The 22,620-nt window shown below is 71.5% G+C and carries 16 protein-coding genes and 3 tRNA genes; 10 read left to right on the top strand and 9 right to left on the bottom strand.

Features of this window, described 5'->3' with window-relative positions:
* Position 1 precedes the first annotated feature (1 nt).
* Positions 2-697, bottom strand: coding sequence for a SanA/YdcF family protein (locus QMZ92_RS25425; protein WP_283299799.1), 696 nt, complete (start codon positions 695-697; stop codon positions 2-4).
* Positions 698-1,053: 356 nt separating this feature from the next.
* Between QMZ92_RS25425 and QMZ92_RS25420 the strand changes: the two genes are divergently transcribed.
* The 6 genes from QMZ92_RS25420 to QMZ92_RS25395 all read left to right on the top strand — a co-directional run bounded on the left by QMZ92_RS25420 (position 1,054) and on the right by QMZ92_RS25395 (position 9,359).
* Complete coding sequence (locus tag QMZ92_RS25420; protein WP_283299797.1) at positions 1,054-1,755, top strand: hypothetical protein; 702 nt, start codon at positions 1,054-1,056, stop codon at positions 1,753-1,755.
* 178 nt (positions 1,756-1,933) lie between these two features.
* Positions 1,934-2,893, top strand: coding sequence for a sirohydrochlorin chelatase (locus QMZ92_RS25415; protein ID WP_283299795.1), 960 nt, complete (start codon positions 1,934-1,936; stop codon positions 2,891-2,893).
* Positions 2,894-2,934: 41 nt separating this feature from the next.
* Positions 2,935-4,287, top strand: a complete 1,353-nt coding sequence (locus QMZ92_RS25410; RefSeq protein WP_283299794.1) for a deoxyguanosinetriphosphate triphosphohydrolase — start codon at positions 2,935-2,937, stop codon at positions 4,285-4,287.
* Positions 4,288-4,677: 390 nt separating this feature from the next.
* On the top strand, positions 4,678-5,946 hold the full coding sequence (locus tag QMZ92_RS25405) for an NAD(P)/FAD-dependent oxidoreductase (RefSeq protein ID WP_283299793.1): 1,269 nt from the start codon (positions 4,678-4,680) through the stop codon (positions 5,944-5,946).
* Positions 5,947-5,955: 9 nt separating this feature from the next.
* Entirely contained in the window at positions 5,956-7,863 is a 1,908-nt protein-coding gene (dnaG, locus tag QMZ92_RS25400) for a DNA primase (RefSeq protein WP_283299792.1), read from the top strand.
* 194 nt (positions 7,864-8,057) lie between these two features.
* Positions 8,058-9,359, top strand: coding sequence for an RNA polymerase sigma factor (locus tag QMZ92_RS25395; RefSeq protein WP_283299791.1), 1,302 nt, complete (start codon positions 8,058-8,060; stop codon positions 9,357-9,359).
* On the opposite strand, the gene QMZ92_RS25390 is transcribed toward QMZ92_RS25395, so the two are convergent.
* The 5 genes from QMZ92_RS25390 to QMZ92_RS25370 all read right to left on the bottom strand — a co-directional run bounded on the left by QMZ92_RS25390 (position 9,347) and on the right by QMZ92_RS25370 (position 15,659).
* Positions 9,347-9,538, bottom strand: coding sequence for a glycine zipper domain-containing protein (locus tag QMZ92_RS25390; RefSeq protein WP_283299790.1), 192 nt, complete (start codon positions 9,536-9,538; stop codon positions 9,347-9,349). The genes QMZ92_RS25395 and QMZ92_RS25390 overlap by 13 nt on opposite strands.
* A 62-nt stretch (positions 9,539-9,600) precedes the next feature.
* On the bottom strand, positions 9,601-11,526 hold the full coding sequence (locus tag QMZ92_RS25385) for an ABC transporter ATP-binding protein (RefSeq protein WP_283299789.1): 1,926 nt from the start codon (positions 11,524-11,526) through the stop codon (positions 9,601-9,603).
* A complete protein-coding gene (locus QMZ92_RS25380) occupies positions 11,526-13,259 on the bottom strand; it encodes an ABC transporter ATP-binding protein (protein ID WP_283299788.1) in 1,734 nt (577 codons plus the stop codon). The genes QMZ92_RS25385 and QMZ92_RS25380 overlap by 1 nt, the downstream gene beginning before the upstream one ends.
* A gap of 482 nt (positions 13,260-13,741) precedes the next feature.
* On the bottom strand, positions 13,742-15,181 hold the full coding sequence (locus QMZ92_RS25375; protein WP_283299787.1) for an FGGY family carbohydrate kinase: 1,440 nt from the start codon (positions 15,179-15,181) through the stop codon (positions 13,742-13,744).
* A gap of 178 nt (positions 15,182-15,359) precedes the next feature.
* Positions 15,360-15,659: a YtxH domain-containing protein gene (locus tag QMZ92_RS25370; RefSeq protein WP_283299786.1), complete on the bottom strand. Its 300-nt coding sequence runs from the start codon at positions 15,657-15,659 to the stop codon at positions 15,360-15,362.
* Positions 15,660-15,911: 252 nt separating this feature from the next.
* Here QMZ92_RS25370 and QMZ92_RS25365 point away from each other — a divergent pair.
* From QMZ92_RS25365 to QMZ92_RS25355, 3 genes are all read left to right on the top strand, one after another.
* Positions 15,912-15,984 (top strand) — tRNA-Asn (locus QMZ92_RS25365).
* A gap of 5 nt (positions 15,985-15,989) precedes the next feature.
* Positions 15,990-16,062, top strand: a tRNA-Asn gene (locus QMZ92_RS25360).
* 188 nt (positions 16,063-16,250) lie between these two features.
* Positions 16,251-16,324, top strand: a tRNA-Ile gene (locus tag QMZ92_RS25355).
* Between the two features lie 151 nt (positions 16,325-16,475).
* Here QMZ92_RS25355 and QMZ92_RS36515 read toward each other — a convergent pair.
* Positions 16,476-17,993, bottom strand: a complete 1,518-nt coding sequence (locus QMZ92_RS36515; RefSeq protein WP_502962134.1) for a helix-turn-helix transcriptional regulator — start codon at positions 17,991-17,993, stop codon at positions 16,476-16,478.
* A 197-nt stretch (positions 17,994-18,190) separates the two neighbouring features.
* The gene (locus QMZ92_RS25335; protein ID WP_283299785.1) at positions 18,191-18,505 is read right to left on the bottom strand and encodes an NlpC/P60 family protein; all 315 of its coding nucleotides are present in this window, start codon (positions 18,503-18,505) and stop codon (positions 18,191-18,193) included.
* 492 nt (positions 18,506-18,997) lie between these two features.
* On the opposite strand from QMZ92_RS25335, the gene QMZ92_RS25330 reads away from it, so the two are divergent.
* Positions 18,998-19,429 carry a hypothetical protein gene (locus QMZ92_RS25330; RefSeq protein ID WP_283299783.1) on the top strand — a complete coding sequence of 144 codons (432 nt, stop codon included), beginning with the start codon at positions 18,998-19,000 and terminating at the stop codon, positions 19,427-19,429.
* A gap of 136 nt (positions 19,430-19,565) precedes the next feature.
* On the opposite strand, the gene QMZ92_RS25325 is transcribed toward QMZ92_RS25330, so the two are convergent.
* Positions 19,566-22,481 carry a DNRLRE domain-containing protein gene (locus QMZ92_RS25325; protein ID WP_283299825.1) on the bottom strand — a complete coding sequence of 972 codons (2,916 nt, stop codon included), beginning with the start codon at positions 22,479-22,481 and terminating at the stop codon, positions 19,566-19,568.
* Between the last annotated feature and the right edge of the window lie 139 nt (positions 22,482-22,620).

Here is a 22,620-nt window from a genome sequence, read left to right as displayed (position 1 = left end):
CTCAGGGCGCGGTGTCCGCCGAGGCCAGTGCCTCGGTCACGCCCGTCTCCTCGGGCCCCAGGAAGTGCGGGTCAGGCCGGAGCGCCACGTCCAGTGCCGCCTTGCCGGCCGCGAACAGCTCCCGCGTGCCACCGTAGTACCAGACCGAGTCGTGGGGCTCGGCGACGCCGACGCCGTACGACTCGATCCCCGCGGCGTCGCACAGCGCGATCGCACGCTTGATGTGGAAGCCCTGGGTCACGAGCACGGCCCGGTCGACACCGAAGATCTTCTTGGCGCGGACGCAGGAGTCCCAGGTGTCGAAGCCCGCGTAGTCGCTCACGATCCGGCCGTCCGGCACGCCGTGCCTCACGAGGTACGTGCGCATCGCGTCCGGCTCGTCGTACTCCGCACGGCTGTTGTCGCCCGTGACGAGGACGACCTCGACCTTGCCGGAGCGGTACAGCTCGGCGGCGGTGTCCAGCCGGTGGGCGAGGTACGGGGTCGGCCGTCCCTTCCACAGCCCGGCGCCGAACACCACCGCGACCTCGCGCTCGGGGGCGCCGGCGACCGTGCCGGTGCGGCTGTCGGCCACCGCGTGCAGCCAGGTCGCCGGGGCGAGTGCGAGCACCGCCGCGAGCATCAGCGCCTGCACGGTCCGCCGCTGCCCGCGCCGGGTCCTGGGCACGAGCCTGCTCGGCAGCAGCCGCTTCGGCACCGGTCCGCCCGGTGGGAACCCGCGCCGCGCGGGCCGGTCCGGCACGGGACCGCGCACCGCGGGTCCGCCCGGCGGAGATCCGGACCGCACGAGTCCGCGCGGCGGCAGTCTGCGCGGCGGGAACGCGCGTGGCGGGAACTTCCGCATCGATGACCCCCTGGTTCGTCGGCTCACCTCCTCCGACGTTCGGCGGGGTGCAAAGGTTCGCCCGTCCGCGCGATGTGAGCGGGAGAACTCACCGGCTCGTCATTTGGAAGGGCGGGAGCCGCCTGCAGACGTCGTAATCCGAGGCGCAACAGCGTTCTCCGCTCCGGGACATGATGCCGGTGCGCCGCAGATTGCGGCATGATCGAGCCATGATCACTGTCTCTGCCCGGAACAATGCCGAGTGGTGCCACGCGATGTGCCGTGCGCACGGGATCCCCGGGGTGTTCGGTGACCGGGCCTGGACCAGCGAGCGGCGCACCCCGCCGTTCTACCCGGATGCCGTCACACTCGCCCCGGACGCCACGGAGCGCGAGGTGCTGGGAGCGATCGACCTCACGGGGGCGGGCTGTTCGGTCAAGGACAGCTTCGGGCGGCTGGACCTCTCGGCCGACGGTTTCGACGTGGCCTTCCAGGCGCGCTGGATCCACCGTCCCGCCGTGCTCGCCGCACCGGTCGCACCCGACGACGTCGTCTGGCGCCCCGTACGGACCGCCCCTGCCCTCGACCGCTGGGAGGCGGCGTGGTCCGGGGGCGACACGGCCCGGACCGGGATCTTCCGTCCGGGACTCCTGTCGGACCGTACCGTCACCGTCCTCGCCGGCACCGCCGACGGCGGCAGCCGCACGGTCGCCGGAGCGGTGGTCAGCCGCAGCGAGTCCGTCGTCGGCCTCTCGAACGTCTTCGCCGCGGACGGCGACCCGGACCGCGCCTGGTCCGGCTGCCTCGCCACCGTTGCCCGCCTGTGGCCGGGCATGCCCGTCGTCGGCTACGAGCACGGGGAGGACCTGGAGGCGGCGGCCGGGCAGGGCTGTGTGCCCGGCCCCGAACTGCGCGTATGGCTCGCGAGCTGACGCGTCTCCGGGGGCCGTCCCCGTACCTGCGCCCTTCCGGACATCGCCGGCTCCGCCCGGCGTCGCCCTCCGCCCCCGGACATCGCTGACATCGCCCTCCGCGCCGCCGTGAGGCCGCGGTAAACACCCGTCACCGCGGCGCAACGACGCGGCAACCTGCGCCGGGCAGTATCGGTTCATGACGGAGTCGGCACACCCTCGCGAGTCACTGGCCCCGAACCCGCTGCCCCTCGACAGCACCGCGCAGCTGCTCACCCGTATCACCGCGCAGCTGGGGGCACAGCTCAGTCACGTCCAGCTCAACGGAGTTCGCAGGTCCATGAGTTCCCCCAGCCCCCCGTCCGCCGCCGCGGGCGACCCGTTCACCGCCCGATCGGCCACCGGGCCCGCCGGCGCCGCCCCCGTACTCGTCGCCGTCGCCCACGGCAGCCGGGACCCCCGTGCCCTGCGGACCGTCACCCGGCTGCTCGACCGGGTGCGGGAGCTGCGTCCCGGTGCCGACGTGCGGCTCGGGCACATCGAGCTCGACGAACCGCTGCTGCCGGACACCCTCGCCGGTCTGGGCGGCCGTGAGGCGGTGCTCGTACCGCTTCTGCTCGGCCGGGGCTTCCATGTGAAGCACGACATCCCCGCCGCCGTGGCCGCCGTGCCGGGGCTCCGGGCCCGGATCGCCCCGCCGCTCGGCCCGCACCCCCTGCTCGTGGAGGCGCTCCACGACCGGCTCGTGGAGGCCGGCTGGCGCGGTCCGGAGGACGGCGGCCGCGGCGCCGGAGTGGTCCTCGCCGCCGCCGGATCACGCGACCCCGCGTCGGCCGCCGACGCCCGCAGCACCGCGGCGATGCTCGCCGAGCGCCTTGGTGGTGTGCCCGTCCTCCCCGCCTACGCCTCCGCCGTCTCGCCCTCCGTGCCCGAGGCGCTGCGCGCCCTGGCCGCGCGCGGCCGGCACCGGGTGGCACTGGCCTCGTACTTCACCGCGCCCGGCCGGTTCGCCACGGCCTCGCGGAGCGCCGCGCCGTGGATGGCGGCCGCGCCGCTCGGTGCCCACCCCGCGCTCGCCCGCCTCGTGCTGCAGCGCTACGACGAGGCCCGGAACGCCCCGTACACGCCGACCGACCCGCGCCGGCTGGTCACCGTCTGAAGTCGCGCCCGGCCCCGGCCGCTGCCGTTACCGTCGTGGGCATGGAAGGCACCACGGGCAACCGCACCGAACACCGCGCGCATCATCGCGACCCCTGCGAGTACGACGACGCGGCCACCGCGCGCTGGGCCCCCGAGCCCGACAAACGCCCAGGCCGCACGGCCTTCCAGCGCGACCGCGCGCGGGTGCTGCACTCCGCGGCGCTGCGTCGGCTCGCGGGCAAGACCCAGGTGGTCACGCCCGGCTCGCGCAGCGCGGCCTGGGACCCCAGCCCCCGCACCAGGCTGACCCACTCCCTGGAGTGCGCCCAGGTCGGCCGGGAGCTGGGCGCGGCCCTCGGCTGCGACCCGGACCTGGTCGAGGCGGCCTGCCTCGCCCACGACCTGGGACACCCGCCCTTCGGGCACAACGGCGAGCAGGCCCTCAACGAGGTCGCCGAGGACTGCGGCGGCTTCGAGGGCAACGCCCAGTCGCTGCGGCTGCTCACCAGGATCGAGCCGAAACGGTTCGTCCGCTCCGGCGCGGTCACCTCCGCCGTTCCCGAGTCGGGCGGTGAGCTGATCAGCGTCGGGCTGAACCTCACCCGGGCCGCGCTCGACGCGGCCACCAAGTACCCCTGGTCCAGGGGCGGCCACCCCACCGACCCCGGCTCGCCGAAGTTCGGTGTGTACGAGGACGACCTGCCGGTCTTCGCCTGGGTGCGGGAGGGCGCCCCGGTGTACCGCACATGCTTCGAGGCCCAGGTCATGGACTGGGCCGACGACGTGGCCTACTCCGTCCACGACTTCGAGGACGGCCTGCACGCCGGCCACATCGACCCGAACGTGCTGCTGTCCGAGACCGAGCGTGCGGGGATCTGGGCGGTTGCCATCGGCCGCTACGTCCCCGAGGAGACCGATCCGCAGGCCCTCGCGGACGCCCTCGACCGCCTCGTCGACCAGGAGTGGTGGCCGCACGGCTACGACGGCTCGGCCGTCGCCCAGGCCCGGCTCAAGGACGCCACCAGCCAGCTCATCGGCCGGTTCTGCCTGGCCGCCGAGGGCGCCACCCGGCAGGCGTACGGCACCGGCGGGCTCACCCGGTACACGGCCGAGCTGGTCGTCCCTGAGGAGGCCCGCCTGGAGTGCGCGGTCCTCAAGGCGGTCGCCGACCGCTATGTGATGCAGCGTGCGGAGCAGGAGGCCCTGCGCGCGGACCAGCGCGTCGTCGTCGCCGAGCTGGCCGAGGCACTGGCCGCCCGGGCGCCCGAGGGCCTGGACCCGCAGTTCCGCGCGATGTTCGACGGCGCCCACGACGACCGTGCCCGCAAGCGGGTGATCGTCGACCAGATCGCCTCCCTCACCGATGCCTCCGCCCGGGCCCTGCACCACCGGCTGCGCCCGCACGCCCGGTGAACCGCGGCGGCGTCCGGCCGTGACCGCGGGGCCGTCCGGGTGGGGCGCCCGGCTGCGGCAGGTGGCCTGATACCACCCGTCGCCGTTCCGCCGCAGCCCGCCCGGTCGCACCGGTTGCGCCCGCCCGGTCGGACCCGCGGCGGCCATCTGGCCCGTCCGGCCCGGTTCCGTACGGCCGCCCCGCACCGCCACGGTCCCGTGCACGGTGGGCGCGGACCCCCGGCCCGGCGGTCACGGGGGCCGGATCCGGCTGCTCCGGTACGCCCACCGGAGCGCCCCCTCTTCCGCCATCACGCTCTGTGCGGGACGCTCGCAGTAAGGCGGCGTAGCGTGCTGTGTCATCCCGGAGGACACCTCCGGGACCCCCGGCGGTGAACAGGGAGGCAACAAGTGGTCGATGCACATCGGACTTTCGTCATCGTGGGCGGGGGGCTCGCCGGGGCCAAGGCGGCGGAGACCCTCCGTGCCGAGGGCTTCACCGGCCGGGTGATCATCATCGGTGACGAACGCGACCACCCCTACGAGCGGCCGCCCCTCTCCAAGGGCTATCTGACCGGCAAGGAGGAGCGCGACGCCGTCTTCGTCCACGAGCCCGCCTGGTACGCCCAGCACGACATCGAGTTGCATCTCGGCCAGTCCGTCACCGCCGTCGACCGGGAGGGCCGGTCCGTGCTCCTCGGCGACGGCACCACCGTCCACTACGACAAGCTGCTCCTCGCCACCGGCTCCGAGCCCCGCCGGCTCGAGGTGCCGGGCACGGATCTGGTCGGCGTCCACCATCTGCGCAGGCTGGCCCACGCCGACCGGCTGCGTCAGGTTCTGGCCGCTCTCGGACGCGACAACGGCCATCTGGTGATCGCCGGGGCGGGCTGGATCGGCCTGGAGGTCGCGGCCGCCGCCCGCGGGTACGGGGCCGAGGTCACCGTCGTCGAGCCCGAGCCCACGCCGCTGCACCAGGCCATCGGCCCGGAGCTGGGGCAGCTGTTCGCCGATCTGCACCGGGAGCGCGGTGTCCGCTTCCACTTCGGCAGCCGGCTCACCGAGATCGTCGGGCAGGACGGCATGGTGCTCGCCGCCCGTACCGAGGACGGCGACGAGCACCCCGCCCACAGCGTCCTCGCCGCGATCGGCGCCGCCCCGCGCACCGGCCTCGCCGAAGCCGCCGGACTGGCGCTCGTCGACCGCGAGCACGGCGGCGGCGTCGCCGTGGACGCGTCCCTGCGCACCTCCGACCCGGACATCTACGCCGCCGGTGACGTCGCGGCCGTGCACCATCCGCTGCTCGGCGTCCGGCTGCGCGTGGAGCACTGGGCCAACGCGCTGAACGGCGGCCCGGCCGCCGCCCGCGCCATGCTCGGCCGCGAGGTCTCCTACGACCGGATCCCGTACTTCTTCTCCGACCAGTACGACCTCGGCATGGAGTACTCCGGCTGGGCCCCGCCCGGCACGTACGACCAGGTCGTGCTGCGCGGCGACGCCGGGAAGCGCGAGTTCGTCGCCTTCTGGCTGAAGGACCGGAAGGTCCTCGCCGGGATGAACGTGAACGTGTGGGACGTCACCGAGGGCATCCAGGGCCTGATCCGCTCCGGCAGCGCCGTGGACACGGACGCCCTCGCCGATCCGGGCACGCCGCTCGGAGCTGTCACACCCGCCCCTTAAGATTTACGCGTGGCGGGAAGGATCAACGACGACGACGTGAAGGCGGTGCGGGACGCGGTCCCCATCGACTCCGTCGTGTCCGAGTACCTCCAGCTGCGCAACGCGGGCGGCGGCAACCTCAAGGGCCTGTGCCCCTTCCACGACGAGAAGTCCCCCTCCTTCCAGGTCAGTCCGAGCAAGGGCCTCTTCCACTGCTTCGGCTGCCAGGAGGGCGGGGACACCATCACCTTCGTGATGAAGGTCGACCATCTGTCGTTCTCCGAGGCGGTCGAGCGCCTCGCCGCCCAGGCCGGAATCACCCTGCGCTACGAGGAGGGCGGGTACAACCCGGCCCACCAGCGCGGCGAACGCATCCGGCTGGTGGAGGCCCACCGGATCGCGGCCCAGTACTACGTGGAGCAGCTCGACGGCGCGGAGGCCGAGATCGGCCGGAAGTTCCTCGCGGAGCGCGGCTTCGACCAGGGGGCCGCGCAGCACTTCGGCGTGGGCTACAGCCCGGCCGGCTGGGACCACCTCACCCGCTTCCTGCGCGGCAAGGGCTTCTCCGACAAGGAGCTGCTGCTCTCGGGTCTCTCCCAGGAGGGCCGCCGCGGCCCCATCGACCGCTTCCGCGGCCGGCTGATGTGGCCGATCCGGGACATCTCCGGCGATGTCGTCGGCTTCGGCGCGCGCAAACTGCGCGACGACGACAACGGCCCGAAGTACCTGAACACCCCCGAGACCGCGATCTACCGCAAGTCCCAGGTGCTCTACGGCATCGACCTGGCGAAGAAGGAGATCGCCAAGTCCAGCCGCGCCGTGGTCGTCGAGGGGTACACGGACGTGATGGCCTGCCATCTCGCGGGCGTCACGACGGCGATCGCGACCTGCGGCACGGCCTTCGGCGGCGAGCACATCAAGATCCTTCGCCGGCTGCTGATGGACAACGGCAGCGCCAAGGTGATCTTCACCTTCGACGGTGACGCGGCCGGCCAGAAGGCCGCGCTGCGAGCCTTCGAGGACGACCAGAAGTTCGCCGCCGAGACCTTCATCGCCGTCGCCCCGGACGGCATGGACCCGTGCGATCTGCGGCTCGCCAAGGGCGACGAGGCCGTGCGGGAGCTCGCCGAGCCGCGCAACCAGCTGTTCGAGTTCGCGATCCGGCAGATCGTGAAGAACTACGACCTGGAGACCCCGGTCGGCCGTGCCGCCGCGCTCGACGAGGCGGCGCCCATCGTCGCGCGGATCAAGAACAGCGCCTCCCAGCACGAGGTGGCCGTCCAGCTCGCCGGCCTCCTCGGCATCCTCGACACCCAGTTCGTGGTCCGTCGGGTCTCCCAGCTCGCCCGGTGGGCACGGGAGCGGGGGAGCGGCGGAGGCCAGGGACCGGCCCCGGCGCGCCACACGCAGGCCCACGACACCGCGCACCCCTCGCCACGGGCCGGCGGGCCCGCGCTCAACCTGCGCAGCCCGGCCCACCGCACCGAGCGCGAACTGCTGAAGCTCGCGCTCCAGCACCCGGAGCTGGTCTCGCCGGCCTTCGACGCCTACGGGGCCGACGAGTTCACGGCCCCGCCGTACGCCGCCGTGCGCGAGGCCATCGCCGAGGCGGGCGGCGCAGAGTTCGGCGTCCCCGATCCGCCCGCCTACCTGGCCCGCGTCCGGGAGGCCGCGCCCGACGACTCCGTCCGCGCGATGGTCACCGAACTCGCGGTCGAGGCCGTCCACTCCAGGACCGTCGACGAGGGCTACGCGGGCGTCCAGCTCGTCCAGGTCCGGCTGCGCGCCGTCGACCGCCGCATCCGCGACGTCCAGGGCGCCCTCGCGCGCCTCGGCGCCCACGCCGACCCCGAGCGGGCCGCCGCCGTGCAGAACGAGCTGTGGGTGCTCCAGCAGTACGGCCAGTCGCTCCGCAACCGCGGCGCGGACGCGCTGTAGCCGGACGCCGCAGGCAGACCGGACCCCCGCGGGGACGGCGGCCCGTGCGGGCCGGCCGCCTCCGCCGCCGGGCCCGCACGCCGCCCCACCCCGTACCGTCCGCACGCCGGTAACCGCGCGGTCACGGACCGGACGCAAAAAGTCACCGCACGCCCCTCGTGGCGGTGATGTGTCGTACCCCACACTGGGGTGCGGTGCCTGAGTCCCCGGAGCGCGGCCGGTCCACGGCAGGTGGGCCACTCAACCCCGCGGATCCGCTCATCGTGTACGGGACGGACAGCGGCCCGGCCGCCGTCCCCGTCCCGCTGCCGCCTGCCCCCCGACCGGCAGCACCCAGCCTGGAGGTCGCTCCCGTGCAGACCCGGACCCTGACCGAAGCCGAACCGGTCGCGGCGGTCCCGCCGCAGAGCCGGGCAGCGCACCACCCCGAGAACGAGCCCCCGCCGGTGCCGGACGTCGCGGCGGCCGAGGACGGCCCGGGTACGGCGGAACTGCCCGAGCCTCCCGCGTCGCACGACGCCACCAGGACTGATGAGCCGCCCGAGCTGCCCGCGCCGCCGCCCCGTACGGACACCGGTGGGGCCGGCCCCTCGTCCGACCTGTTCCGGCAGTACCTGCGGGAGATCGGGCGCATCCCGCTGCTCACCGCCGCCGAGGAGGTGGATCTCGCCCGCCGGGTCGAGGCGGGGCTTTTCGCCGAGGAGAAGCTGGGCAACACCCCCGACCTGGACTCCCAGCTCGCCCTCGACCTGGACAGGCTCGTCGTCATGGGCCGGATGGCCAAGCGCCGGCTGATCGAGGCCAATCTGCGGCTCGTGGTCTCCGTGGCCAAGCGGTACGTCGGCCGCGGGCTGACGATGCTCGACCTCGTCCAGGAGGGCAACCTCGGACTGATCCGCGCGGTCGAGAAGTTCGACTACGCGCGCGGCTACAAGTTCTCGACGTACGCGACCTGGTGGATCCGCCAAGCCATGTCCAGGGCCCTCGCCGACCAGGCACGGACCATCCGCGTACCCGTCCACGTCGTGGAACTCATCAACCGCGTCGTGCGGGTCCAGCGCCGCATGCTCCAGGAACGCGGCTACGAGCCCACCTCCGAGGAGGTCGCCGCCCAGCTCGACCTCCCCCCCGAACGCGTCGGCGAGGTCCTGCGGCTCGCCCAGGAACCGGTGTCGCTGCACGCGCCGGTCGGCGAGGAGGACGATGTCTCCCTCGGCGACCTCATCGAGGACGGCGACGCCGCGTCACCCGTGGAGTCAGCCGCGTTCCTGCTGCTCCGGGAGCACCTCGAAGCCGTTCTCTCCACGCTCGGCGAGCGTGAGCGCAAGGTGGTCCAGCTGCGCTACGGGCTGGCCGACGGCCGGCCCCGCACCCTGGAGGAGATCGGCCGGATCTTCGGCGTCACCCGGGAACGCATCCGCCAGATCGAGTCCAAGACGCTCGGCAAGCTGCGCGACCACGCCTACGCCGACCAGTTGCGCGGTTATCTGGACTGAGCGTCGCCGTCGGAGGGCCCCTCGGTGGACCGCGCGTTGCGCGCGTCGACGCCCGAGCCGATGGCGACGCCCAGCCCGATGCCCAGCCCCAGGTTGTCGAAAGCGAACCCGATCGGGACCCCGACGGCCATGCCCAGCGAGATCCCGAGTGCCACCCCCGTGCCTGACTTCTTCTCCATCCGGTCTCCCCGTTCCCCGTCGTTCCCGTCGCTCCCCGTGGGGCTCCGCTGGTCGTCGCGGGTCAGTCGACCTCGGCGACCGCCTGTGCGAACTGCGCAGCGTACAGCCGGGCGTACGCGCCGTCCGCCGCCAACAGCTCGTCGTGCGTGCCCTGTTCGACGATGGACCCATTCTCCATCACCAGGATCACGTCCGCGTCCCTGACGGTGGAGAGCCGGTGCGCGATCACGAAGGACGTACGTCCGTCGGCGAGCCGGGACATAGCCTTCTGGATCAGCACCTCGGTGCGGGTGTCGACCGAGCTCGTGGCCTCGTCCAGCACCAGGATCACCGGGTCGGACAGGAACGCCCGGGCGATGGTGATCAGTTGCTTCTCCCCGGCGCTCACGCCGGATCCCTCGTCGTCGATGACCGTGTCGTAGCCGTCGGGAAGGGTCCGGATGAAGCGGTCGGCGTGGGCCGCCCGCGCCGCCTCCTCGATCTCCTCCCGGGTGACCTCGCGCGCGGTGCCGTAGGCGATGTTCTCCGCGATCGTGCCGCCGAACAGCCAGGTGTCCTGCAGCACCATCCCGATCCCGGCCCGCAGGTCGTCCCGGGACATCGTGGCCGCGTCGACCCCGTCCAGGGTGATCCGGCCGCCCGTCACCTCGTAGAAGCGCATCAGCAGATTGACGAGCGTGGTCTTGCCCGCCCCCGTCGGGCCGACGATCGCGACCGTCTGACCGGGCTCCACCTCCAGCGACAGATCCTCGATGAGCGGCTTCTGCGGGTCGTAGCGGAAGGACACCCTCTCCAGCGCGACCGCACCCCTCGGTTCCTCGGGACGCGCCCCGCGGATCGGGTCGGGGGTCTGCTCCTCGGCGTCCAGCAGTTCGAAGATCCGCTCGGCCGAGGCCACCCCGGACTGCACCAGGTTCGCCATCGACGCCACCTGCGTCAGCGGCATCGAGAACTGGCGCGAGTACTGGATGAACGCCTGGACGTCGCCGATCGACAGCGTGCCGGACGCGACCCGCAGTCCACCGACGACCGCCACCAGTACGTAGTTGAGGTTGGAGACGAAAAACATCAGCGGCTGCATGATCCCGCTGTTGAACTGTGCCCGGAACCCGGCCTCGTACAGCGCATCGTTCTGCTCGGCGAAGTCCTTCGCCGATTCCCCCTGGCGCCCGAAGACCTTCACCAGTGTGTGGCCCGTGTACATCTCCTCGATGTGCGCGTTGAGCCGGCCGGTGGACTGCCACTGCCGGACGAACTGCGGCTGCGAGCGCTTGCCGACCTTCGCGGCCACCACCACCGAGAGCGGCACGGTCACCAGCGCGACCAGGGCCAGCAGCGGCGAGATCCAGAACATCATCACCAGCACGCCGACGATCGTCAGCAGGGAGTTGATGAGCTGGCCCATCGACTGCTGCATCGTCTGCGAGATGTTGTCGATGTCGTTCGTCGCCCGGCTCAGCACCTCACCGCGCTTGGCCCTGTCGAAGTACGACAGCGGCAGCCGCGCCAGCTTCGCCTGCACGTCCTCGCGCATCCGGTACACGGTCCGGTTGATGACCCGGATCGACGCCCGCGTCGACACCAGCATGAGCAGCCCCGCGGCCGCGAACACGGCGAGCGCCACGAGCAGCACCCCGCCGACGGCCGTGAAGTCGATGCCCCGGCCGGGCGTGAAGTCCACCCCCGACAGCATGTCCGCCAGGCCGCCGTCACCGCGCTCGCGCAGCGCCTCGACGGCCTGGTCCCGGGACAGTCCGGCCGGCATCTCCCGGCCCACGACGCCCGCGAAGACGAGGTCGGTCGCCTTGCCGAGGATCCACGGCCCGACCACCGACAGCCCCACGCTCAGCACACCGGCCGTGACCATCACCCACAGGGCCCGCCTCTCCGGCAGCAGCTGCTTCAGCAGCCGCTGCCCGGAGCCCTTGAAGTCCATGGACCGCTCGCCGGACTGGCCCATCGTCATACGTCCGCCAGGACCGGCCATCAGGCAGCCTCCGCCTCGGTCAGCTGGGAGAGGACGATCTCCCGGTACGTCTCGTTCCCCGCCATCAGCTCGTGGTGGCGGCCCGTGCCGACGACCCGGCCCTCGTCGAGGACCACGATCCGGTCGGCGTCGCGGATGGTCGACACCCGCTGCGCGACGATCACCACCGTGGACTCGGCCGTCTCCAGCGCCAGCGCGCCGCGCAGCGCCGCGTCGGTCGCGTAGTCCAGCGCGGAGAAGGAGTCGTCGAACAGATAGATCTCCGGCCGCTGCACCAGCGTCCGCGCGATCGCGAGGCGCTGCCGCTGGCCGCCCGACACGTTCGTGCCGCCCTGGGCGACGGGGGCGTCGAGCCCGCCGTCGAGCCCGCGCACGAAGTCGGCGGCCTGCGCGACCTCCAGCGCCTGCCACAGCTCCTCGTCGGTCGCCTCGGGATTCCCGTAGCGGAGGTTCGTGGCCACCGTCCCGGAGAAGAGGTACGGCTTCTGCGGTACGAGCCCGACGGTCCGCGCCATCAGCGCCGGGTCCAGCTCCCGCACGTCCACCCCGTCGACGAGGACCGCGCCGTCGGTGACGTCGAACAGCCGTGGAACCAGCCCCAGCAGGGTCGACTTGCCGCTGCCCGTCGAGCCGATGACCGCGGTCGTCTCACCGGGCCGGGCCACCAGGTCCACCCCGCGCAGCACGGGTTCCTCCGCGCCCGGGTAGCGGAAGCCGGCGCCGCGGACCTCGAGATGGCCGTGGCGCGCCGTCTCACGCACGGGCGCGAGCGGCGGCACGACACTCGACCCGGTCGCCAGGACCTCCTCGATGCGCTCGGCGCAGACCTCGGCGCGGGGCACCATCATGAACATGAAGGTGGCCATCATCACGGCCATGACGATCTGCATCAGATAGGCGAGGAAGGCGGTGAGCGCGCCGATCTGCATCCCGCCGCCGTCGATGCGGTGGGCGCCGAACCAGACGACGGCGACACTCGACACGTTCACGACGGTCATCACGATCGGGAACATCAGCGCCATCAGGCGGCCGGTCGCCATCGACACGTCCATCAGCTCGGTGTTCGACCCGCGGAAACGGTCCTCCTCGTAGCCGTCCTTCACGAACGCCCTGATCACGCGATTGCCGGAGATCTGTTCCCGCAGCACGCGGTTCACGGTGTCGAGCCGCTCCTGCATGGTCCGGAACAGCGGTCGCATCCTCCTGACGATCAGCGACACCGAGATGCCGAGGACCGGGACGACCGCGAGCAGCACCGCCGACAGCGGAACGTCGAGGGACAGGGCCAGCACGATGCCCCCGACGCACATGATCGGCGCGGACACCATCAGCGTGAACGCCATCAGCACCAGCATCTGGACCTGCTGGACGTCGTTGGTCGTACGGGTGATCAGCGACGGGGCGCCGAAGTGCCCCACCTCGCGCGCCGAGAACGACTGGACCCGGTCGAACACGGCGGCCCGCACGTCCCGTCCGAGCGCGGACGCGGTCCGCGCGCCGTAGTACACGGCCCCGACGTTGCACACGACCTGGACGACGCTGACGGCGATCATCAGCGCGCCGAACGTCAGGATGTACCCGGTGTCACCCCGGACGACACCGTTGTCGATGATGTCCGCGTTCAGCGTGGGCAGATAGAGGGTGGCGCCGGTCTGGAGCAGTTGCAGCGCCACCAGCAGGGTGATCGCCTCTCGGTGGGGACGCAGGAACGTCCGGAGGAGTCGTATGAGCACGCGCGGCTGTCTCTCGGTTCGGCGGCATTCGTGGAGTCGCCCCCCATACTCCGGTACCGGACCACCGGCTGCCCAAGGGTTTTCGCCAAGGCCCGGTCAAGAACCCGCCCGTGGACGACGGCCGGTGCGCCGGCGTCCGGTCGCCGCTCCGGGCCCGGTCGGACGTCCCGCTCGACCCAGCCCGCCGCGTACTCGCCCGGTGGCGGCGAGCCGTCGCGCAGGGCCCGCCCGGGCTCGTGCGGCACCGTCCGTACCGGGCTCGGCGCGTCCTGCCACGCGGAGCACTCCTTCAGCCCGGACGCCGCGGCCCGTGCCGGACTCGTCGCCGCCGGCAGATCGGGGACGACGGGGGCCGCGACCACCGGGCGGCCGCGTACGGGCCGATCAACGTGCCGTGCGGCGTCTCGAACGGCAGCCGCCGGCCGAGGCGCTTCGGCACCGGGCAGGTCCGGGCCCCCGGCGGCCCGAGGACCGCGCCCCGGTCAGGGGTTGAACGCCCCCGGATGGATCTGCTCGCGCGTCGCGGCGTACTGCTGGCGCACCGCCTGGCCGACGGAGAGTTCGTCACCCGCCTCGAAGACCTGCGCGGCCGCGCCCTGCCAGGACGGCGGGGTGTGCGGAGCGAGCGTCCCCTGCGCCGTACCGAACGCCCACGCCGCCTGCCGGGCCGCGCCCAGCGCCGCGTAGTCGGCGGGCTGCGGCACGACCACCTGCGCGGCGAAGATCGCGGGGGCGGCGGCCTGGACCGCCGGCAGCTCCGCGGCCTGCCCCAGCAGGAACACCCGGCGCACCACCACTCCGCGTCCGCGCAGCACGTCCAGCGCGTCGGCCAGCGAGCACAGCATGCCCTCGAACGCGGCACGCGCCAGATGCTCTGGCTTCATCGACTCGCGCCGCAGTCCCGTCAGGGTGCCCGCGGTGTGCGGCAGGTGCGGGGTGCGCTCGCCCTCCAGATAGGGGAGCAGCACCAGGCCGGAGGCGCCCGGGGTGGACTTCATGGCCAGCGCCGACAGCTCGGAGAGATCCTCGACGCCCAGTAGCTCGGCGGTGCCGCGGAGCGCGCGTACGGCGTTGAGCGTGTGCACCACCGGGAGATGCATGCCGGTCGCGTCGGCGAACGACGTGATCATCCCGGACGGGTCGGCGAGCGCCTCGTGGTGGATCGCCATCACGGAACCGGTGGCGCCGAGGGACACCACCGCGTCGCCGGTCGCGAGCCCCAGTCCGAACGCGGCGGCCATGGTCTCGCCGGTGCCGGCCGAGATCAGCAGCCCCTCCGGCGTCGTCCCGGCGGCGTCGGACGGGCCCAGCACCTCGGGCAGCGCCGCCTGATGTCCGAGCGCGAGCTCGACGAGATCGGGCCGGTACGAGCCGGTGCCCGCGGACCAGTACCCGGTCGCGGACGCCGCGCCGCGGTCCGTCGTCTTCCGCACCGGCCTGCCGAGCAGCTGCCACACCAGCCAGTCATGGGGCTGGAGCACCAGCGCGGTGCGCCGCGCCGCATCCGGTTCGGTCCGCGCCAGCCAGCGCAGTTTCGAGACGGGCAGCCCGGACTGGGGTACGGAGCCGACGGCCTCGGCCCACGCCTGCCGCCCGCCGAACGCCTCCACCAGATCGGCCGCCGCGGCCTGGGCCCGTTTGTCGTTCCCCACCATGGCGGGCCGTACGGGCGCACCTGACGAGTCCAGCGGTATCAGCCCGTGCTGCTGCGCGGATACGCCGATGGCCTGCACGCCTTCGAGCAGCCCCCCGGCCGCGGCCTCGCCCAGTGAGAGCAGCCACGCCTGCGGATCGACGTCGGTGGCCTTGGCCTCGACGGGATGCGGTGCGTATCCCTGGCGCAGTACGGCGCCCGTGTCCGCATCGCAGACGACGATGCGAGTGAATGCGGACGAACTGTCCAGCCCGGCGACTATCCCCATGCCTTCAGATTCTGCCGCACTCGCGCCACTCGCACGGCCGGAGGGCCTCGCAACGGGGTGGGCGGCGCCTGCCGCGTCCGTCAGGGGCCGGCCGTCATCACGTCCCCCACGGGCGAGCCCCGCGCCGGAAAGGCGCGGGGCTCGGATGCGGCCGGGAGGGACCGGCGCGGGAGGCGGGCTACGTATTGCTCGTGCCCCAGTCGTCCTCGCCGCCCTGACTCCGTTCCCGGAGCGACCGCACCCGCTCGGCAACCGCGTCGGGCATCCGGTCGCCGACCTTGTCGCTCACCGCGTGCAGCGCCTTGCCCGCCACCTCGCGGCTGGTCAGCGCGGCGGACTCCGCCGCGTTCCGCACGGCGGGGTTCCGCGCGAACTCCCGCGCCGACTTCTTCATCTGCTCGTAACGCTCCTGCCCGGCCCGCGCGCCGAGCACGTATCCCACACCGAGTCCGGCCATGAACGTGAGCCGGTAGCGCATGGCTGCCACCCTTCGCAGGCGTCGTCGCCGACACCGATTCGATACGGACCGTGAGCTTGTGGTGCTCGCCTACCCGCGAGGCCCCGAGATCACCCTGCGATCACCCCGGGCGCCTGCCCGGAGCTCACCGCGTGGTCACCGGGGGGAACCGATTGGCGGAGCACCCCCCTGCTTGCGCTAATGTATGTGTCGCAGCGAGCGAGCGCCGCCCGGGAACACCCGGGGTGGGTACGTTCGGTGCACACGCGACGATCCCCTGTAGCTCAATTGGCAGAGCAGCCGGCTGTTAACCGGCAGGTTACTGGTTCGAGTCCAGTCGGGGGAGCGCGATCCCCTGTAGCTCAATTGGCAGAGCATTCGGCTGTTAACCGGAGGGTTGCTGGTTCGAGTCCAGCCGGGGGAGCAGAGACGGAAGAGGGCCCCTCGGGGGCCCTTTTCCATGTTGTTCCATGTTGTCGTCCCGGCGTGGAACCGCCTGGGCGGCAGCGCGGTCCTCATGATCGTGGTCTTGCCGACCATCCGAAGCAGGAGATCGTATGAGCGGCTATGCTGCGGCAGACGGCGCGCACACATGTGCGCGACACGCCGTTGGGGGCGGTAGCTCAGCCGGTTAGAGCAGCGGACTCATAATCCGTCGGCCGTGGGTTCGAGTCCCACCCGCCCCACCGCAAGGTTCTCCCAGAGAACCGTTTCTACCTGCGGAAACGCGAGAACGGGGGGCACCACTCCAAGGTGGTGCCCCCCGTTCATCCGCTCAGACCAAGATCCAGTGGACACACAGTGGACGCGGGGGCGATTCAGTGGACAGAAGCGCCCTCACGCCGCCTTCCGGCGCCTGTTCGGAGCCCGGAGACCGTGGCGGGACGCAGCCGGAGGCAGGCCGGTCGGTAGGGCCCACCCTTCGACGGTCGGGGACTCGGAGCGGGCGACCATGAAGCGCGTGAGCGAGAAGTCGGCTCGCTGCTCCTCGAGGTAGCGGTCGTTGAAGTTCTCCACACGCACCAGCTCCAGGTCGCTCGCGGAGCAGTGATCACGCACCCACTTCACCGCTCCGTTGGCGGCGTCGTCCTGACCCCGGCCGGTCAGGGTGATCATGCCGAGGAGGTCGGAGTCCGGCCGGGTCTGAGCTCCGACGGCCCAGGTGTCACCTGACTGCCTGGCGCCGTGCGCGAAGAAGACGGCGATGTCGTTCTGCCAGGCTGTCTCCGGGATCGTCAGCGGCGTGCGCACCTGGAAGGGGACGACGGCCATGACCGACTCGGCCTCGGCCCGCATCATCTCGGGCAGCAAGCTGGTGTACGTGTCGGAGGTGATCTGGCGCGAGGAGTGCCCCAGCTTCTCCTGGACGACCTTGATGTCGTGCCCGGCAAGCAGGGACAGGGTGGCGGCGAGGTGCCGCAGGTCGTGAAGGCGGACCGGCGGCAGGCCGGACAGCTCGATGAGGCGGGTGAAGCGTCGGGATATCCAGTCGGGTGCAGCGCCTCGCCATTCTCGTGCGTCCAGACCCGGCCGCTCTCGACGTAGGCGTCTCCCCACGGCTGGCGCTGCTTCTCCTGCTTCGCGCGGAAGGCGGCGAGGTTGTCCCCGGACTCCAGGCTCAGGGACAGGGTGCGAACGCTGTCGGCCTTTGGCGCTTCTCCGTAGAGCTCGTACGCCACCTCGACGATCTGCTGGGAGATCCGTAGCCACAGGGCATCGAGGCTGACCTCCGTCCAGGGTAGGGCGGCCATCTCGCCGCGGCGGGGGCCGAGGAAGATGAAGCTGTGCCACAGCTCGTAGAGCCAGTCGTCCTTGACGAAGTCGAGGAACTGACCGGTCAGCTCCGGTGTCCAGACCATGACCGGGCCGGGCTTCTCGCCGATGCGCTTCCAGTGCTCGATGCGCTCGGAAGTCCAGACGAGCGGCTTGGGCCGGGTGACCGCCGGCAGCTCCACGAGCTGGGCCCAGTTCCTCGGGAAGAGCTGTTCGCGCTTGACGCCCCAGGACAGAGCCGAGCTGAGGGTGTCGTTGATGCGGTGCATGGTGGCTGCGGAGGTGATCTTCCGCAGGCCCTTCTTCCCCTGCTTCCCGGCCTCGGTCGCCGTACACCCGCCGGGTGCGGCCGTCGACCACCCGCTGCTCGGACACCAGCAGCCCCTCCGCCTCCAGCCGGTGCAGCGTCGGATACAGGGTGCCGGGGCTGATCCGGTAGCCGTGGGAGGCCAATTCCTCGGTCATCCACGCACCGTGGATCTCCTCCTCGGCCGCGTGATGCAGGATGTGCAGCCGCACCGCACCCCGCTGGAACTCCCGCACCCTGGCCACCTCCGGAAGTGACGAAACCGATATCGGCATCCGATCCTGCGCCGCCACTGACGCCGCCCGACTCCTCCCGCTTCCCTCGCCACGACGAACAGAACGTCGCCGAGACCGTGTACGCGACCATGCTCGGCTGCGGGTTGCCCAGTTAGGACGACCACGAGTATTCGGGGTCTCTCTTCGGTGGCACTGCTTCTAGATATGGCCGGCTGCAGTCGGCAGCCACGCGGCCATCACGGCCGCGTGGCGGCGAAGTACGGCATGGAGCCGAGGTTGGTGATCTCGATGTTCTTGCCCGTGCGCGGCGCGTGGATGGCCTTGCCGTCGCCTATGGAGAGGCCGTTGTGCCGGCTGTTGTTGTACCAGTAGATGATGTCGCCGGGCTGGAGGTCGTCGAGGGCAGGCGCCTTGCAGGCGCAGCGCCGGTAGTAGTTGGGGTTGAACACGTACGCATCCCCTTCGAACGCCTCTGCGAGCCCGATCAGTTGGGAGCTCTTCGGGTGGGACTGCACCCCGTTCAGGAGATCGTTGATGACTTGGTGGGTCATGCCCCTGGTGTTGCCGCCGTTGCGGCCGCTAGCGCGCGCGTGCTGGGGGTCTTCCCTTCGGTCCTGCGTTTCCTGTTGAGCGGTACGGCGAGCTTGCTGGAGAGAGGAGTGTCCGGGCCGAGCGGCATGTGACGGCTACTCCTCGGTGGTGTGGCGGGCCGTGCAGCAGGTAGGTCATGGGTGACCTTTCGGGAGGGTGGAGCAGCGGACAATCGGTGGGGGACAGGCATGTCCCTCGCCGCGTGGCACGCGCACCGCTCGAGCGGGGGCGTGTGACGACTATCGCGAGGCGCGGCAATCAGTCACGCACAGGCCGAATGTACGAGGTATGGGTACGGGATACAGAGGTACGGCGGGCGTAAGGTCAGCCCGGGCTGTGTGCGCCGCGTCGCGGACATGGGCGCGGCAGTACGGGATCAGGCATGCCGGGAAAGAAGTCCCGTCCCGGGTACGGCATGATTCCTCCGCAACCACCGCGTTCCCGGGGAGAACATGCGCCACCGCCACACCGTCACTGCCATAGCGATCACCGCGCTCGCACTTACCGCCTGCTCCAGCAACGACGAGCCCGACCGCCTCACCGCCGAAGAAGTCGCGGCCGAACTTGCCGACGCAACCGGCGTCGTCGACCTCGGCGACCAGACCGACAACACCAAGTTGTGCTCCAACGAGGCTGCCGGCAAAGAGCCGCACAAGAACGACTGCGTCCAGCTCATTGCCACCTACACCGTCTCGATCTACGAGTACGAGACGCCGGCAGTCGCCGCGAACTGGGTCAAGGAAATGAAGAAGGTCGGCAGCGACTGGCGGCAGGTCGACCGGTTCGCGCTCGCCTGGACGGCGCAGGAGCAGAAGAACACGTCCGACCAGCGGCGCACCGAGCTGGTCGCCGCGCTGGAGAAGCTGACAGCGAGCGAGGACTGACCGACTGCCGCTGTCTGGCCCGGCCGCAACGCCACCACGACGGCCGGGCTTCGTACTCGTGGCCGTACGTGAGATGGGGTGAGCCCCCGGCGCCGAGTGGTGCCGGGGGCTCGGTGTCGTCAGCGGGCGGCCGGGATCAGCCGAACGCCTTGACAGTGCTCCAGTCGGTGGACAGGACCGTCTTGACCGGGGCGTTGGTGTCGGTGGTGGACGGGTTGTACAGCTTCATGTTGCCTGTGGCGCCTTCGCGGGCCCACATGTCCGGGACGCCGTCCTTGTTGACGTCCGGGATACCGATCACGGCCGTGATGTTGGTCGCGGTCCAGTTCGTGCCGAACCGGACGTCGCCGTTGACCGAGTTGGCCGCCAGCTTGATCGACTCGAGGTCGACGCTGCCGGCGACCGCGCCGGGCTTGCCGTGGCGGACGTACATGTTGCCGTTGGACACGTTCCGCCACAGCAGGTCGGGCGTGTTGTCCTTGTTCATGTCCGCGATGTTGACGATGTCGCGAGCGGTGGTGGCCCAGGCGGTGCCCTCCATGAGCGTGGCGGACTGGAAGCTGCCGCCGGTGTAGCCGGAGAGGATCCAGAACGCGGTGCCCGCGCGCAGGGCGATGTCCGGGTGCTTGTCACCCGTGATGTCGCCGATCGCCTTCATCTGCGTCCACGTGGACGGCGCCGGGGCGTTGGACGGCAGCCGGATCTTCATGCGCTGGTCGACGTTGAAGGTGCCGTAGCCGTCGCCCGGGTAGAGCCAGAACTGCTTGTCCGGGGTGACGGCGAACAGGTCGGTTGACCCGTCGCCCGGGTAGATGTCGTTGTAGTGCGCGATCAGCGACGGCGTGCCCGCGGTGTTGATCCAGTGGTTCGCCGGGTCGACCTTCTTGCCGGCGGTGACGTACGAGCCGGACAGGCAGTTGTAGAGCTCACCGCCGGTGCCGGGGACGGTCGGGTCGGCGGGGGCGCCGACGCAGTTCCGCAGCCTGCCGTCCGCGTAGAGGACGAGCAGGTCGGGGATGTTGTCGCCACCCGTGTCCATCGGTCCGTCGGCGGCGTCACGCGGGGGCAGGTAGAACTTGTAGTCGCCGCGAATGCTCTGGTTGCCGTTGACGTCGTAGGCGTAGACGGTGATCGTCACCGGTCCCGCGTGCGGCGGGGTGACGTTCGTGAGGGTGACCTTGCCGTTGACCGGGGTCGGCGCGTCGACGTAGCCGTTGCCCTCGAAGGCGTAACGGAACTTGGAGGCGCCGGCGGCGGTGAAGGTGAAGTCACCGGGCTTGCCGAAGTTCACCGTCGCCCACGTCTTGCCGTCGTCGGTGGCCTCGGTGAACACCGTGCTGGTGATGTCCGGCTGCGGCGGGGCGATCGGGTCGACGGTGATCTGGCACGGCTCGCTGCCGTTCGGGAAGAAGGACGAGGTGGAGCCCGCGTTCGGGTACGTCGAGTCCTCGGACCGTACGTCCCACTTGAACAGCGTGTTCGCCGTGAGGCCCGTCAGCAGCGGATCGGTGGCCTCGATGACCATCTGGCCGTAGCCCGTGGAGGTCGGGGTGGCGACGTACTCCTTCTTGGTGGTGCTGCCGTCCTTCCAGAAGCGGAAGCGCAGCTTCGGCGGAGCGCCGTCCGGGTCGGAGCCCTTGGCCTTCAGCGTGATGGTCGTACGGCCGATCAGCGTGCTGGCGGTCGGGCCCGGCACGCACGCACCGCCCGGCGAGGACGTGCCGGAGGTCGGCTGGTTCGGCGGGCGGTTGAACTCGCCTTCGATCCGGGCACCGGTCGCGGCGAACTTGCGCCAGGTCTGGGTGTCGGTCTCGGACGTGGCCCGCATGCCGAGGGTGATGTTCGACCAGCCCTTGTCGGCGGCCTCCTGGGCCGCCGAGGTCACGGTGAACGACTCCCACGCGTCCGGGCAGGACGAGGACCAGCCGTGCGCGAAGGACTTCTTGTGCAGCACCCTCGACCAGCTCGGCTGCGCGTTCCACGTCGTACCCGAGGAGATGCCGCCCGTCAGCCAGAACTCCATCTGACGGGCGGTGCAGGACCAGGAGTGGTTGTTCACGATCTTGAACGTGGCCCAGTCGAACTTGGCGCCCTCGTAGCTGGTGGAGAACCTCATCCGCCAGAAGGAGCGGGCCAGACCGCCGGTGTCGCTCTCGTAGCCCACGCGGGCGTCGGAGGTGCCGGAGGAGAAGTTCGTACCGTTCCAGAAGCTGGAGTTCGGGTACTTCTTGTACGCCACGGTCCAGGCGAGCCAGTCGCTGTTGAGCGGCGGGTCGATGAAGAGCGGGAACTTCGTGTCCTTGTCGGTGAGCAGGCCCGTGGCCGCGACGTCCAGGTTCAGCGTCGCGGAGCCGGTGCCGTCACCCTCGAGGACGATGGGGAGCTGGGCGGACTTCGCGCCCGGCTCGATGCCCGTCAGGCCCGACAGCTTCAGCACGTCGGCCGTGGTGGCCACGGAGGTGCGCTGCGGCGTGCCCGGGGGCAGCTCGGGGTCGCGGCCGGCCGAGTCCCAGGCGAACGGGGTCGGGATGCTGCCGGCCTCCTTGCCGTCCTTGCCGAGGACCTGGATCCGGTTGGCCTTCGTGTCCTGCCGGAACACGGCCGTCTTCGAGCGCAGCCCGTACGAGACGGTCGCGAGGTCCTTGTTCTGCGCGGCCTGCTCGTCCTTGACGATGAGGAGCTGGCCGAAGCCGCCCTCGGCGCGCACGACCAGCAGCAGGTCGACACCCGGGAACACCTCGGGGTAGAGGGCGCGCGGGCCGTCGAGCACCGGCTCGGGCAGGGTGCCCGGCCAGGTGTACGCGACGGTGTGGCCGTTCAGGTCGACCTCGGCGAGGACGGTCTCGCCGGCCAGCGGGGCGCGGACGTACGAACGGTCGGCGCGGTCCGCGGACCGGGTACCGCCGGCGAAACGCACCGGCACGACCGCGTTCACCGGACGGATGCTCAGCGAACCGGCACCCTTCGTCCGGCGCAGCGTGGTGTCGATCGGCGCCCACTTGCCCTGGGCGTTCTTCGCACGCTGCGGCTGGGCGTCGATCTGGGTGCGCATCTTGCCGTTCGGCAGTGCCCAGATGAGCTGGTTCGCGGTGGTCGCCGTGTCGACGAGCACCTTCTTACCGGTACGCCGGGCTTCCGCTGCTGCGGCGGCCTCGTCGCGCGGGCCGACCTTCGCCGGTCTCGCGTCGGTC

It is taken from the genome of Streptomyces sp. HNM0645 (genome assembly GCF_030056615.1).
In the GTDB taxonomy this organism is placed as follows: Bacteria; Actinomycetota; Actinomycetes; order Streptomycetales; family Streptomycetaceae; genus Streptomyces; species Streptomyces marianii.
This window is presented reverse-complemented; position numbering and strand designations above follow the sequence as displayed.

Excerpts from the sequence above, each read along its gene's own strand:
- QMZ92_RS25420 (WP_283299797.1), top strand. The coding sequence starts at position 1,054 with ATGATCACTGTCTCTGCCCGGAACAATGCCGAGTGGTGCCACGCGATG.
- QMZ92_RS25415 (WP_283299795.1), top strand. The coding sequence starts at position 1,934 with ATGACGGAGTCGGCACACCCTCGCGAGTCACTGGCCCCGAACCCGCTG.
- QMZ92_RS25410 (WP_283299794.1), top strand. The coding sequence starts at position 2,935 with ATGGAAGGCACCACGGGCAACCGCACCGAACACCGCGCGCATCATCGC.
- QMZ92_RS25390 (WP_283299790.1), bottom strand. The coding sequence starts at position 9,538 with ATGGAGAAGAAGTCAGGCACGGGGGTGGCACTCGGGATCTCGCTGGGC.
- QMZ92_RS25385 (WP_283299789.1), bottom strand. The coding sequence starts at position 11,526 with ATGGCCGGTCCTGGCGGACGTATGACGATGGGCCAGTCCGGCGAGCGG.
- QMZ92_RS25375 (WP_283299787.1), bottom strand. The coding sequence starts at position 15,181 with ATGGGGATAGTCGCCGGGCTGGACAGTTCGTCCGCATTCACTCGCATC.
- QMZ92_RS25370 (WP_283299786.1), bottom strand. The coding sequence starts at position 15,659 with ATGCGCTACCGGCTCACGTTCATGGCCGGACTCGGTGTGGGATACGTG.
- QMZ92_RS36515 (WP_502962134.1), bottom strand. The coding sequence starts at position 17,993 with ATGCCGATATCGGTTTCGTCACTTCCGGAGGTGGCCAGGGTGCGGGAG.
- QMZ92_RS25335 (WP_283299785.1), bottom strand. The coding sequence starts at position 18,505 with ATGACCCACCAAGTCATCAACGATCTCCTGAACGGGGTGCAGTCCCAC.
- QMZ92_RS25330 (WP_283299783.1), top strand. The coding sequence starts at position 18,998 with ATGCGCCACCGCCACACCGTCACTGCCATAGCGATCACCGCGCTCGCA.
- QMZ92_RS25325 (WP_283299825.1), bottom strand. The coding sequence starts at position 22,481 with ATGCGCACCCAGATCGACGCCCAGCCGCAGCGTGCGAAGAACGCCCAG.